This is a genomic window from Gemmobacter sp. LW-1, assembly GCF_001303875.1.
GTDB classification, from domain to species: domain Bacteria; phylum Pseudomonadota; class Alphaproteobacteria; order Rhodobacterales; family Rhodobacteraceae; genus Gemmobacter; species Gemmobacter caeni.
On the sequence record NZ_LJSC01000057.1, the window covers coordinates 71,425 to 83,239 of the forward strand.

The 11,815-nt window shown below is 64.8% G+C and carries 16 protein-coding genes; 15 read left to right on the top strand and 1 reads right to left on the bottom strand.

What is annotated here, in order from left to right:
* The first annotated feature begins 115 nt into the window (after nt 1-115).
* The 15 genes from AO684_RS17770 to AO684_RS17835 all read left to right on the top strand — a co-directional run bounded on the left by AO684_RS17770 (nt 116) and on the right by AO684_RS17835 (nt 10,755).
* Complete coding sequence (locus tag AO684_RS17770) at nt 116-862, top strand: sulfite exporter TauE/SafE family protein (protein ID WP_082401098.1); 747 nt, start codon at nt 116-118, stop codon at nt 860-862.
* A gap of 112 nt (nt 863-974) precedes the next feature.
* Nucleotides 975-1,838 (top strand): CoA ester lyase, encoded by an 864-nt coding sequence (locus tag AO684_RS17775; RefSeq protein ID WP_054304063.1) that lies wholly within the window; start codon nt 975-977, stop codon nt 1,836-1,838.
* Nucleotides 1,839-1,877: 39 nt separating this feature from the next.
* Nucleotides 1,878-2,420, top strand: coding sequence for an NnrU family protein (locus AO684_RS17780; RefSeq protein ID WP_054304064.1), 543 nt, complete (start codon nt 1,878-1,880; stop codon nt 2,418-2,420).
* A gap of 4 nt (nt 2,421-2,424) precedes the next feature.
* The gene (locus AO684_RS17785; RefSeq protein WP_054304065.1) at nt 2,425-2,628 is read left to right on the top strand and encodes a DUF1737 domain-containing protein; all 204 of its coding nucleotides are present in this window, start codon (nt 2,425-2,427) and stop codon (nt 2,626-2,628) included.
* A 39-nt stretch (nt 2,629-2,667) separates the two neighbouring features.
* On the top strand, nt 2,668-3,699 hold the full coding sequence (locus AO684_RS17790; RefSeq protein ID WP_054304066.1) for a MaoC family dehydratase: 1,032 nt from the start codon (nt 2,668-2,670) through the stop codon (nt 3,697-3,699).
* Between the two features lie 295 nt (nt 3,700-3,994).
* A complete protein-coding gene (gene sdhC / locus AO684_RS17795) occupies nt 3,995-4,378 on the top strand; it encodes a succinate dehydrogenase, cytochrome b556 subunit (RefSeq protein ID WP_054304067.1) in 384 nt (127 codons plus the stop codon).
* Between the two features lie 10 nt (nt 4,379-4,388).
* Complete coding sequence (gene sdhD, locus AO684_RS17800; RefSeq protein ID WP_054304068.1) at nt 4,389-4,760, top strand: succinate dehydrogenase, hydrophobic membrane anchor protein; 372 nt, start codon at nt 4,389-4,391, stop codon at nt 4,758-4,760.
* A 10-nt stretch (nt 4,761-4,770) separates the two neighbouring features.
* The gene (sdhA, locus tag AO684_RS17805) at nt 4,771-6,573 is read left to right on the top strand and encodes a succinate dehydrogenase flavoprotein subunit (RefSeq protein ID WP_054304069.1); all 1,803 of its coding nucleotides are present in this window, start codon (nt 4,771-4,773) and stop codon (nt 6,571-6,573) included.
* Between the two features lie 134 nt (nt 6,574-6,707).
* Nucleotides 6,708-7,022, top strand: coding sequence for a hypothetical protein (locus AO684_RS17810; RefSeq protein WP_054304070.1), 315 nt, complete (start codon nt 6,708-6,710; stop codon nt 7,020-7,022).
* A gap of 5 nt (nt 7,023-7,027) precedes the next feature.
* The gene (locus tag AO684_RS17815) at nt 7,028-7,315 is read left to right on the top strand and encodes a hypothetical protein (protein WP_054304103.1); all 288 of its coding nucleotides are present in this window, start codon (nt 7,028-7,030) and stop codon (nt 7,313-7,315) included.
* A gap of 3 nt (nt 7,316-7,318) precedes the next feature.
* A complete protein-coding gene (locus tag AO684_RS17820) occupies nt 7,319-8,095 on the top strand; it encodes a succinate dehydrogenase iron-sulfur subunit (RefSeq protein WP_054304071.1) in 777 nt (258 codons plus the stop codon).
* Nucleotides 8,092-8,391: a hypothetical protein gene (locus AO684_RS17825; RefSeq protein ID WP_054304072.1), complete on the top strand. Its 300-nt coding sequence runs from the start codon at nt 8,092-8,094 to the stop codon at nt 8,389-8,391. Before AO684_RS17820 ends, AO684_RS17825 begins: the two co-directional genes overlap by 4 nt.
* 16 nt (nt 8,392-8,407) lie before the next feature.
* On the top strand, nt 8,408-9,598 hold the full coding sequence (locus AO684_RS17830; RefSeq protein ID WP_054304073.1) for an APC family permease: 1,191 nt from the start codon (nt 8,408-8,410) through the stop codon (nt 9,596-9,598).
* Between the two features lie 3 nt (nt 9,599-9,601).
* On the top strand, nt 9,602-9,796 hold the full coding sequence (locus AO684_RS21420; protein ID WP_082401096.1) for a hypothetical protein: 195 nt from the start codon (nt 9,602-9,604) through the stop codon (nt 9,794-9,796).
* A 95-nt stretch (nt 9,797-9,891) separates the two neighbouring features.
* Nucleotides 9,892-10,755 (top strand): DUF1989 domain-containing protein, encoded by an 864-nt coding sequence (locus AO684_RS17835; RefSeq protein ID WP_054304074.1) that lies wholly within the window; start codon nt 9,892-9,894, stop codon nt 10,753-10,755.
* Nucleotides 10,756-10,814: 59 nt separating this feature from the next.
* On the opposite strand, the gene AO684_RS17840 is transcribed toward AO684_RS17835, so the two are convergent.
* Nucleotides 10,815-11,789: an aldo/keto reductase gene (locus AO684_RS17840; protein ID WP_054304075.1), complete on the bottom strand. Its 975-nt coding sequence runs from the start codon at nt 11,787-11,789 to the stop codon at nt 10,815-10,817.
* Nucleotides 11,790-11,815 lie beyond the last annotated feature (26 nt).

An 11,815-nucleotide genomic window follows, 5' to 3' on the forward strand; every position in this document is an offset into this window, starting at 1 on the left:
ACAGGCCAAGTTGCCCTGCGCAAGTTGTTTGCGCTAAAGGCTGCGGAAAGTTGCGTGGCAACCGGCGCGAGTCGGCCGGAACAGGGTCGCCCAAATGGCGACGGAGGCAGGGCAAGTGGAAGATCTGGCGTTCTGGGCAGCCGCAATTCCGGCCGCGGTTCTGGTGGGCATGGGCAAGGGCGGTGTGCCGGTGGTGGCCATGCTGTCAGTGCCGCTGATGAGTCTGGTGATGTCGCCGGTCATGGCGGCGGGGCTGCTGCTGCCCATTTATATCGTCTCGGATATGTTCGGGCTCTATGCCTATCGCCATGCCTTTGACAAACGGGTGCTGGCCATCATGGTGCCTGCCACCACTTTGGGTGTCGCGCTGGGATGGGCCACCGCGCATCTGGTGCCCGAACGGATTGTCGGCGGCATCGTTGGTCTGGTCGGCGCGGTCTTTGCCGCCAACCTGCTGTTGCGCCGCCCGCGCGTGACCGAGCCGCAACCCGCGAAAGTGGCGCCCGGCCTGTTCTGGGGCGCCGCTACCGGCTTTACCAGCTTCGTCAGCCATGCAGGTGCCCCGCCCTATCAGGTCTATGTCATGCCGCTGGGCCTGTCGAAAGCGGTGTTCGCGGGCACATCGACCATCCTTTTTGCCTATGTGAATGCGATCAAGCTGATCCCCTATTGGGCGCTGGGTCAGATCAGCCTCGGCAACCTGAAGGTTACGCTGTTGATGGCGATCCCGGCCTCCGCCGCGGTGTTCGGCGGGGTCTGGCTGGTGCGCAGGCTGCCGGAAGCACTGTTTTTCAAACTGGTGACCTGGGCCTTGCTGCTGCTGTCGCTGAAACTGGTCTGGGGTGCCTTTCCGCTGAGCTGACCGTCATGCGCGGCCCCGCAGCAAGAATTTCTGCAATGCGGCAAATCGGGGCTTGCCGAATGTGCCGCAGATGTGGTCTTTGGCGAAAGAATCTTTCACGGGAGACTCGCCCATGACCGCCCGCCCCTGCCGCTCTGTCCTTTACATCCCCGGCTCGAAAGAACGTGCGCTGGAAAAGGCGCGCGGCCTTGCCACCGATGCGATCATCTTCGATCTGGAAGATGCCGTCGCGCCCGAGGAAAAGCCCGCCGCCCGCAAACTGCTGGCGCAGGTGCTGACCGACTGGGATTTCGGTCGCCGTATGCGGATCGTGCGGATCAACGGCTTTGATACCGAATGGGGCCGCGCCGATGCCGATGCGATGGACGAGGCCATCGCACGCGGGGCCAGGATCGACGCCATTCTGGTGCCGAAGGTAAACCGGGCCGCTGATCTGGATGCCGTGGCCGATGCCGTGCCGGGCGCCGATCTCTGGGCGATGATGGAAACCTGCGCCGGGATGCTGAACGCCGCCGAGATTGCGGCCCATCCGCGTCTCAAAGGCATGGTCATGGGCACCAATGACCTTGCCAAAGAGCTGAACAGCCGCTTCCGCCCCGACCGCCTGCCGATGCAGACCGGGCTGGGCCTCTGCCTGCTGGCAGGCCGCGCCCATGGCGTGACGCTGATCGACGGCGTTTACAACGCCTTCAAGGATGAGGACGGGCTGCGCTTTGAATGCGAACAGAGTCGCGATATGGGCTTTGACGGCAAAACGCTGATCCATCCGGCGCAGCTTGACATCGCCAACGTCGCCTTTGCACCGTCCGAGGCCGAGCTGACCCTCGCCCGCCGTCAGATCGCCGCCTTTGACGAGGTGATGGCCCAGGGCGGCGGCGTCGCCGTGGTCGATGGGAAGATCGTTGAAAATCTCCATATCGTGACGGCGCGGGCCACCCTCGCCAAGGCCGATGCGATTGCGGCCATGGCAGAGTGATGCGAGTGTGAACCCAGTTCACATTCAACGGAGCCAGCCATGACCCTGCTCGCCCTCGGCCTGATCCTCTGGATCGCCGCCCATTTGTTCAAGCGCCTTGCCCCTGATGCCCGTGCGGCGCTGGGGGACCGCGGGCGCGGCCTTGTCACGCTGGCTCTGCTGGCGGGTGTGGTGCTGATGGTGATCGGCTATCGCAGCACCGAAGGCGCCTTCTACTGGGGTCGCAGCCCGGCGCTGGTCGGCATCAACAACCTGCTGATGCTGATTTCGGTCTATCTGTTCGCCGCCGCAGGCATGAAAACGGCCATCGCCCGCCGCCTCCGGCACCCGATGCTGACAGGCGTGCTGCTGTGGTCCGCCGCGCATATGCTGGTCAACGGCGACACCCCTTCCTTCCTGCTGTTCGGTGGCCTCGGCCTCTGGGCGCTGGCGGAGATGGTGGTGATCAACCGCGCCGGCCCATGGGTTCCACCCGCCGCCAAACCCGCGAAGTTCGAGGCCATGGCTGTCGTCGGCACGCTGATCGTCTATGGTGCCATCGCGGGCCTGCACTATGCGCTCGGCTATCCAGCATTCGGGTGACCCCATGAAACTTTACCGCTTTCTTAGCGATGACGACACATCGGCCTTCTGCCACAAGGTGACCGCCGCCCTGAATAAGGGGTGGGAACTGCACGGCGCCCCCACCTATGCCTTCGACGCCGCGCGCGGCGTGATGCGCTGCGGTCAGGCCGTGGTGAAAGAGGCCCCCGGCATCTACACGCCCGAAACCAAGCTCGGCGAGCATTGACCCGGCGGGACACCCCGCCGCAGCAGGAGAGCACAGCGCATGAAAACCAATCCCGGCCGGTTCTTCGAGGATTACCGCATCGGCGAAACCATCACCCATGCCGTGCCCCGCACGGTTTCGGGCGGGGAACGCGCGCTGTATCATGCGCTCTACCCTGCCCGGCATGCGCTGTATTCCTCGGATGAATTTGCCCGCGCCAGCGGCCTCAGCGCCAGTCCGATTGACGATCTGGCCGCCTTCCATGTGGTCTTCGGCAAGACCGTGCCCGATATCAGCCTGAACGCGGTGGCGAACCTCGGCTATGCAGAAGGCCGCTGGCTCGCCCCGGTTTACCCCGGCGATACGCTGCGGTCGGAATCCACCGTCATCGGGCTGAAGGAAAACTCCAATGGCAAGTCGGGCGTGGTCTATGTCCGCACCCGCGGACTGAACCAGAATGGCGATTGCGTGCTGGAATATGTGCGCTGGGTGATGGTGCGGAAGAACCATCTCGACGCCCCCGCGCCCGAAGCCGTGGTGCCGGAGCTGAAGAAGGCGCTCGCGCCGTCCGATCTGGTGATCCCGGCGGGCCTTGATTTCACCCGTTACGATTTCGCGCTGGCGGGCGAGCCGCATCGCTGGGGCGACTATCAGGTTGGCGAACAGATCGACCATGTGGATGGCGTGACAATCGAGGAAGCCGAACACATGATCGCCACACGCCTGTGGCAAAACACCGCCAAGGTGCATTTTGACGCGACATTCCGTGATGATGGCAAGCGGCTGATCTACGGTGGCCATATCATCAGCATGGCCCGCGCCCTGTCGTTCAACGGCCTCGCCAATGCCCAGATGATCGTCGCGCTGAACGGCGGGGCGCACGCCAACCCCTGCTTCTCGGGCGATACCGTCAAGGCCTGGTCCGAGGTCCTGGACAAAGCCGATACCGATGCGCCGGGTGTCGGCGCCATCCGGCTGCGGCTGGTCGCAGTGAAACAGGGCGCCGCACCCTTCGCGCTGAAGGGCGCGGACGGCAAATACGCACCGGAGGTTCTTCTGGACCTCGATTACTGGGCCGTGATGCCCAAATAAGCCGCGCGTTCATACTGGCCAAAATATCCCGGGAGGCGCCGCAGGGCGCGGGGGCAGCGCCCCCTCCTCCATCGGGATCAGAGGTGCGGTCGAGTCGCCACACCCCGCGCGATTGCGTGATCACAGCTGAAAAAAACGTGATCACAAATTGCAAATATTCGGGGTTGATAGCGGAAACGGCCCCCTAAACAGCCGATTGCCCGCGTGACTTGCGCGAAAAACGCGCTATTGAACAACAGGAAATCCTGCCAGTGCGCGACGCTCGGGCCGCGCCAAGCGACAGAGGGACAATACCATGGCCGAAGCAAAGCGGGTCGAGCGCCCCCTTTCCCCCCATCTGCAAATCTACCGTCCGCAGCTGACCTCGATCACCTCGATCCTGACGCGGATCACCGGCAACGGGCTGATCGTCGGCGCGCTGCTGGCGGTCTGGTGGCTGCTCGCCGCCGCCGTCAGCCCCGAATATTTCGCCTTCGCCGATGCGGTGGTGACCTCGTGGTTCGGCGATCTGGTGTTCTTCCTGTCGGCCTGGGCGCTCTGGTATCACTACCTCGCCGGGCTGCGGCACCTTTACTACGATGCGGGCAAGGGGCTCGACATCCCGACCGCCGAAAAGCTGGGCTGGGCCTGCATCATTGGCTCGGTCGTCCTGACCGTCATCACCGTCATTCTGGTCTGAGGAGGCAGCCATGCGTTACCTGACCGCCCGCAAGCGCGCCGAGGGCAAGGGCGCCGCCCATACCGGCACCGAGCATCACTGGTACATGCAGGTCTCGGCCGTGGGCCTGGCCTTCATGATTCCGGTCTGGATGTATATTTTCGGCTCGACGCTGGGCAAACCCTATGAAGAGGTGCTTGAAACCTTCTCGCATCCCTTCCCGGCCATCCTGACCGGCCTCGTGCTGTTCGTCGGTATGCGCCACTTCGCCAAGGGCGCGCAGATGATGATCGAGGACTATGCGCGCGGCAGCATGAAGAAGGGCCTGATCATGCTGGCGATTTCGATTTCCTACGCGGTGATCGCGGTGGGCTTCTACGCCCTGGCCAAGATCGCGCTCTGAGAGGCTGAAGATGACTGCTTATCCTTACGAAGTTCACGACTATGATGTCGTGGTGGTCGGTGCCGGTGGCGCCGGTCTGCGCGCCACGCTGGGGATGGCCGAACAGGGCCTGCGCACCGCCTGCGTGACCAAGGTGTTCCCGACCCGCAGCCACACCGTTGCGGCACAGGGCGGCATCGCCGCCAGCCTTGCCAACATGGGCCCCGATAACTGGCAGTGGCACATGTATGACACCGTGAAGGGGTCGGACTGGCTGGGCGACACCGACGCGATGGAATACCTCGCGCGCGAAGCCCCGGCGGCGGTTTACGAGCTGGAACATTACGGCGTTCCGTTCAGCCGCACCGAAGAAGGCAAGATCTACCAGCGCCCCTTCGGCGGGCATACGACCGAGTTTGGCGAAGGCCCGCCCGTGCAGCGCACCTGCGCCGCCGCCGACCGCACCGGCCACGCCATCCTGCATACGCTTTATGGTCAGTCCCTGAAGAACAACGCGGAATTCTACATCGAATATTTCGCACTGGACCTGATCATCACCGATGGCCGCTGCACCGGCGTGGTGTGCTGGAAGCTGGATGACGGCACGATCCACGTCTTCAACGCCAAGATGACCGTGCTGGCGACCGGCGGCTATGGCCGCGCCTATTTCAGCGCGACCTCCGCCCATACCTGCACCGGCGACGGTGGCGGCATGGTGGCCCGCGCCGGTCTGCCGCTGCAAGACATGGAATTCGTGCAGTTCCACCCGACCGGCATCTACGGTTCGGGCTGCCTGATTACCGAAGGCGCACGCGGCGAGGGTGGTTATCTGACCAACTCCAAGGGCGAACGCTTCATGGAGCGTTATGCGCCGCACTACAAGGATCTGGCGCCGCGCGATTACGTCTCGCGCTGCATGACGCTGGAAATCCGTGAAGGCCGCGGTGTGGGTGCCGAGGGCGACCATATCCACCTGCACCTCAACCACCTGCCGCCCGCGACCCTGGCGGAACGTCTGCCCGGCATCTCGGAATCGGCAAAAATCTTCGCCGGTGTGAACGTGAACAAGGAACCGATCCCTGTTCTGCCGACCGTTCACTACAACATGGGCGGTATCCCGACGAACTACTGGGGCGAAGTCCTCAACCCGACCGCCGACAACCCGGATGCCATCTTCCCTGGTCTGATGGCGGTGGGCGAGGCGGGCTGTGCTTCGGTGCATGGCGCGAACCGTCTTGGGTCAAACTCGCTGATCGACCTCGTGGTCTTCGGCCGCGCCGCCGCGATCCGCGCCGGACAGATCGTCGACCCGAAGGAACGCATCGCCCCGGTGAACAAGGTCGAGGTCGACAAGGCCCTGACCCGCTTTGACAGCCTGCGCAACGCCAATGGCGGCACGCCGACGGCCGAGTTGCGGCTTGAGATGCAGAAGACGATGCAGGCCGATGCCGCCGTGTTCCGCACCGAAAAGACGCTGGCCGAGGGCGAGGCCAAGATGACCTCGATCGCCGCAAAGCTGAACGACCTGAAAGTCACCGACCGCAGCCTGGTGTGGAACAGCGATCTGATGGAAACGCTGGAACTGACCAACCTGATGCCCAACGCGCTGGCCACGATCTACGGCGCGAATGCCCGCAAGGAAAGCCGCGGGGCGCATGCCCACGAGGATTATCCGAACCGCGACGACGCGAACTGGCGCAAGCACACGCTGGCCCACGTCGATGGCAACCAGGTGACGCTCAGCTACCGTGCGGTGCATGTCGATCCGCTGACGACCGAGGCGGAAGGTGGCATCAGCCTGAAGAAGATCGCCCCGGCGGAGCGCAAGTTCTGATGGCACGGGCGCGCGATATCCTTCCCTGCCCGGACGGGCAGAGCGGCGGATTCCCGCGCGCCTTGCGGGCATGTGTCTCCCAACCGGCGGGCAGCGGGCTTAGGCTCGACGCACCGACGGAACGGAGAAACACCATGCCCCGCCTTGCCCTCGCCTGCCTTCTGCTTGCCGCCGCCTGCTCGCCGCAGGCCATGGCCGACAATGTGACCGCCCGCGCGGCACGGTCTGTCGTGGTGCCAGTGATGCAGAACTACATGGCAGCCCCGCAGGCCGAAACCGCCGCCGATTGCGTGATGGCCAATGCCAGCCCCGGCGAAATCCGGGCATTGGCGCGCGATGTCGGCACCCGCGCCGGCACGCTGACCGTGCAGAACGTGGCGACGATCCTGCGCCGCCCGGCCACTGCCGCCTGTCTGCGTGCGCGCGGCGTCGGCCCGGTTGCGGGGTGATGCCGATGCGGGCCGCGCTGATCCTTCTTGCGTTGCTGGCCGCCTGCGGCCCGGTCTCGCGCGAGGCGGCAGAGCGGTCCTGCTTCCGGCAGGCGCAACTGGCGGCCAAGCCGCGCGGCGAAATCGCGATGGGGGCCACCAGCGATGGCCCCGTGGCGCGCATGGAGATCGAGGTCTCGTCCGACTATCTGGCCGGGCGTGACCCCGCGCAGCTTTATGAAAGCTGCGTCTACAGACAATCCGGGCAGTTGCCGTCGCAACCGCTCTACTCCCGTCCCGATTGGAGAAACTAGCCAATGGTTCAGTTCACCCTGCCAAAGAACTCCAAGGTCCGCACCGGCAAGACCTGGCCGAAGCCGGAAGGCAAAAACATCCGCAAGTTCCAGATTTACCGCTGGAACCCCGATGACGGCGAAAACCCGCGTGTCGACACCTATTTCCTTGATATGGACAAGTGCGGCCCGATGGTTCTGGACGCGCTGATCAAGATCAAGAACGAGGTCGACCCGACCCTGACCTTCCGCCGCTCCTGCCGCGAAGGGATCTGCGGCTCCTGCGCGATGAACATCGACGGGATCAACACGCTGGCCTGCATCTATGGCCTGGACGAGATCAAGGGCGACGTGAAGATCTATCCCCTGCCGCATATGCCGGTGGTGAAAGACCTGATCCCCGACCTGACGCATTTCTATGCCCAGCATGCCTCGATCATGCCTTGGCTGGAAACCAAGACCAACACGCCGCAAAAGGAATGGCGGCAGTCGATCGAGGATCGCAAGAAACTCGACGGTCTTTATGAATGCGTGATGTGCGCCTCCTGCTCGACCTCGTGCCCGAGCTACTGGTGGAACGGCGACAAATACCTTGGCCCGGCCGCGCTGCTGCATGCCTATCGCTGGATCATCGACTCGCGCGATGAAGCCACCGGCGAACGGCTGGACCAGCTTGAAGACCCCTTCAAGCTCTATCGCTGCCACACCATCATGAACTGCGCCAAGACCTGCCCCAAAGGCCTGAATCCGGCGAAGGCGATTGCCGAGATCAAGAAGATGATGGTGGAACGCGCCGTATGACGGCGCCGGGCGGCGGCCAGCCGTTGCCGCGCTTTGCATCGCCGGAAGAATTCGGCGATCTTTGCGCGGGGCTGGCCGATGCCCTGCATGCAAAGAACCGGATTGCGATGGGTGAATCGCAATTCGTCTGGCAGGTGGCCGATGCGCTGCGTCGCCTTGGCCGCTGCTTCGAAACCCATTACGACGATCCGGCGATCAGGGCTGCCTTTGGCAATGGCTGGGCCACAGGCTCCTTGCCCCGCGAAGAACGGGCTGCGGCGCTGTTCGCGCTGATCTACCCGCAGAAGCCGGCATGACGCCCGTATCCCCGCCATGCGCGACGACTTGCTGATCCTCACCGCCACCGTGGCCGGTCTTGGATTGCTGCTGTCGCCCGCCCTGCGCCGCGCGCACCTGTGGCGCGCCACCGTCACGCCGCTCGCCTCGATCATCGGTTCGGGTTTTCTGGTGCTCGGACCGATCCTGAATGACAGCTACGGCATGTGGGCGCCGCTGGTCATGCTGGCGCTTTGCGCCGGGGCCTGGGGCTTCGGCGCCACGATCCGCAACAATATCGCCCGGCTGGACAGCCATGGCCCGTTCACCGGCCCCGCTGCGACGCTAGAGCGCGCGGGCGGCTGGGCGCTGGCCTTTTCCTACATCGTTTCGGTTGCCTATTACCTCAACCTCTTCGGTGCCTTCGCACTGGGGCTGACCCCATGGTCGGACCCGGTCTTCGCCCGCGGCGTGACCACCACCGTCTTCGCGCTGATCCTTGTGATCGGCTGGACCCGCGGCTTCACCGCGCTGGAACGGATGGAGCAATATTCGGTCAGCCTGAAGCTTGCCATCATCCTTGGCCTTCTGGTGGGGCTGGCGCTGTTCTTCGGCGCCAGGGCGCAGGCGGGCGACCTGATCCTGACACCACCCAGCCTCTCCGGCTGGCAGGTGCTGACGCTTGGCTTCGGATTGATCGTCACGGTGCAGGGCTTTGAAACCTCCCGCTACCTGGGCGATGAATATGACGCCGGAACCCGCATCCGCTCGATGAAACTCGCGCAGCTGGCCGCAACGGCAATCTACATGGTCTATGTGCTGCTGCTGGTGTTCTCGCTGGCGCCGCCCGCAGGCAAGCTGACCGAAACCGCCATCATCGGCCTGATGGCGCAGGTCTCGCCCGTCCTGCCCGCTCTGTTGGTCGCAGCGGCGCTGGCGGCCCAGTTCAGCGCGGCGGTGGCAGATACCGCCGGTGCAGGCGGGTTGGCGGTGGAGCAATCGGGCGGGCGCATCCCGACCCGCGCCGCCTATGCGGTGCTCGTGCTCGCCGGGGTCGCGCTGACATGGGCGGCGGATGTGTTCCAGATCATCGCCTGGGCCTCGCGGGCCTTCGCGCTTTATTATGCGATCGAGGCCGCGCTGGCCGCCATAAGCCTCTGGCCGACCCGGCGACCGACCGCCACGGGCGCTGCCGCGCTGGCGGCTCTGGGCCTTGCCATCGCCATTTTCGGTAGTGCCGTGGAATAGATCATGCCGCTTCTCCTGCTTCTCCTCGCTATCGCCGTCTTCGGCTACATGTGGCTCTCGCGCCGGAACAGCACGCTGACCCGGCAATGCCGCTGGCGCGAACACCGGGCCGAGGGATTGTGGCGCTGCGCCGCCTGCGGCGCCACCTGCCAGCCTGCGAAGGGCACGCCCCGCGATTGCCTGCGCCCGAGGGGCTGAGCCTGTCCGTGATCCCGGGACCGTCGAGAAGGCAGCGGCCCTTGACCCGTCGCGCCGGGCAAAGCAACCTGCCACCACCGCGCAGGAGACCCCGGATGAAGCCCGCCTACCCAGACCATAGCGCCCCCGCTGATGCCGATACCCGCCGCGCTATCGCGCCGGTGATCTGCTATCCAACGGAAACCCTGCCCATCCCCGATCTGGCCGCCTGTCGCGATGCCCGCGACGGGTGGACCCGCGTGGCCGAGGTTCTGGTGCCCGCCCGCGACGCCCGCTGTTTCGAGGTGCCCGCCGGGCATTTCTTCCGCATCCGCAGCGTCGAGGGGCCTCAGGTCGGTGACCTGAACCTTTGGAACGCCGTCAATCTGGCCGAGCGGTTCTATTCCGGCAAGACCCGCGCGCTGCATGGCACGCATCTTTCCACCGGCGACCGGATATGGACCAGCCATCCCTACCTGCGCCCGATGGCCACCCTCACCGATGACACGCTGGACTGGTATGGGTTCGACGCTTTCGGTGGCTCGGTCCATGACGTGATCGGCACGCGCTGCGATCCCTATACCCACAACCTGTTGAGTCATGGCGGACAGTATCACCATTGCTGCCATTCCAACCTGACCCGCGCACTGGCCGATGCGCGCGGGCTCTCGCTGGCCGAGGCCGAGAGCCATGTGCATGATGTGCTGAACGTCTTCATGTGCACGGGCTTCACCCGTGACACCGGACAATATTTCATGAAAGCCTCGCCGGTGCGGCCAGGCGATTATCTTGAATTCTTCGCAGAAATCGACCTGCTGGGCGGGCTGTCGGCCTGTCCCGGGGGCGATTGTTCGGCCGAGCATTCGTCAGATACCGCCACCTGCCATCCGCTGCTGGTCGAGGTCTTCCGTCCCAAAGCCCCTCCCGCGGGCTGGGTCAGCCCGCCCGTCAACGGCTACAACCGCAGTCACGGGCGGTGAGAGCGCGGGAGCGGTCTGCCCCCACCGAGAAGATTTCGGGACAGAAAATGACCTGCGCGTCAGCAGTAGCGCTCGATGGCGAGAAGCTGATGATCGCCATAACGGTCCCCGGCGGCGAAGCCTGCGGGCAGCAGAGCTTCGATTTCAGCGCGGTCAGCGGCGGTCAGATCGGGCAGCGGCAGCCATTCGCGCAGGCGGTCCGCCCGGCGCGTGCCGGGGATCGGCAACACATGATCGCCCGCACCCATCGCCCAGGCCAGCGCCGTGGCTGGCACTGACCAGCCGCGCGCCTTGCACCAGTCACGGAAAGGCGCGATCCGGGCGAGGTTACGCCTGAAGTTCGGATCCATGAAGCGCGGGTTCTGCGCCCGGAACCCGTCCTGTACCTGATCATGGCGCAGCGGGGTCGCACCCAGCATGCCGCGCGCCAGCGGCGAGAAGGCGACGAACGCCGTTCCCAGCCGCGCGCATTCCTGGATCAGACCAAGCTCCGGCTGGCGGCTCCACAGCGAATATTCGTTCTGGACGGCGGTGCAGGGATGGATCGCGTGCGCCGCGCGCAGGGTCTCGGGCGCCACTTCCGACAGGCCGTAGCCACCGATTTTGCCCTCGGTCTCCAGATCCCGCAGCGTGCCGATCACCTCGGCCAGCGGGCGCGTATGTTCGCGACGGTGGATGTAAAAGAGATCCACCCGTTCGACCCCGAGCCGTTTCAGCGAGGCCTCGAGTTCCGTCCGCAGATGGCCCGCCGAATTGTCGATCCGGCGCGGCGGGCCATTCACGATACTGGCCTTGGTGGCGATCACCACATCGGGGCGGCGCGAGGCGAGCCATTTGCCGATGACCGTCTCGCTGACGCCCATGCCGTAGATATTGGCGGTGTCGATAAAATTGATACCGGCCTCAACCATTGCGTCGAGGCAGGCGAGGCTTTCTGTCTCGGTCGTCGGGCCGAAAATGCCACCGAATGACATGGCGCCGAGGCCGATGGCCGAAACCATCGGCCCCCGCGATCCGAGTTTGCGCATCTGCATGAGGAGGTCCTTTCTCAAAGGGGACC

Coding starts and splice junctions, on each gene's coding strand:
- AO684_RS21420 (WP_082401096.1), top strand. CDS start 9,602: ATGCCGCTTCTCCTGCTTCTCCTCGCTATCGCCGTCTTCGGCTACATG.
- AO684_RS17780 (WP_054304064.1), top strand. CDS start 1,878: ATGACCCTGCTCGCCCTCGGCCTGATCCTCTGGATCGCCGCCCATTTG.
- sdhA (WP_054304069.1), top strand. CDS start 4,771: ATGACTGCTTATCCTTACGAAGTTCACGACTATGATGTCGTGGTGGTC.
- AO684_RS17820 (WP_054304071.1), top strand. CDS start 7,319: ATGGTTCAGTTCACCCTGCCAAAGAACTCCAAGGTCCGCACCGGCAAG.
- AO684_RS17815 (WP_054304103.1), top strand. CDS start 7,028: ATGCGGGCCGCGCTGATCCTTCTTGCGTTGCTGGCCGCCTGCGGCCCG.
- AO684_RS17840 (WP_054304075.1), bottom strand. CDS start 11,789: ATGCAGATGCGCAAACTCGGATCGCGGGGGCCGATGGTTTCGGCCATC.
- AO684_RS17785 (WP_054304065.1), top strand. CDS start 2,425: ATGAAACTTTACCGCTTTCTTAGCGATGACGACACATCGGCCTTCTGC.
- sdhC (WP_054304067.1), top strand. CDS start 3,995: ATGGCCGAAGCAAAGCGGGTCGAGCGCCCCCTTTCCCCCCATCTGCAA.
- AO684_RS17825 (WP_054304072.1), top strand. CDS start 8,092: ATGACGGCGCCGGGCGGCGGCCAGCCGTTGCCGCGCTTTGCATCGCCG.
- AO684_RS17810 (WP_054304070.1), top strand. CDS start 6,708: ATGCCCCGCCTTGCCCTCGCCTGCCTTCTGCTTGCCGCCGCCTGCTCG.
- AO684_RS17790 (WP_054304066.1), top strand. CDS start 2,668: ATGAAAACCAATCCCGGCCGGTTCTTCGAGGATTACCGCATCGGCGAA.
- AO684_RS17835 (WP_054304074.1), top strand. CDS start 9,892: ATGAAGCCCGCCTACCCAGACCATAGCGCCCCCGCTGATGCCGATACC.
- AO684_RS17775 (WP_054304063.1), top strand. CDS start 975: ATGACCGCCCGCCCCTGCCGCTCTGTCCTTTACATCCCCGGCTCGAAA.
- sdhD (WP_054304068.1), top strand. CDS start 4,389: ATGCGTTACCTGACCGCCCGCAAGCGCGCCGAGGGCAAGGGCGCCGCC.
- AO684_RS17830 (WP_054304073.1), top strand. CDS start 8,408: ATGCGCGACGACTTGCTGATCCTCACCGCCACCGTGGCCGGTCTTGGA.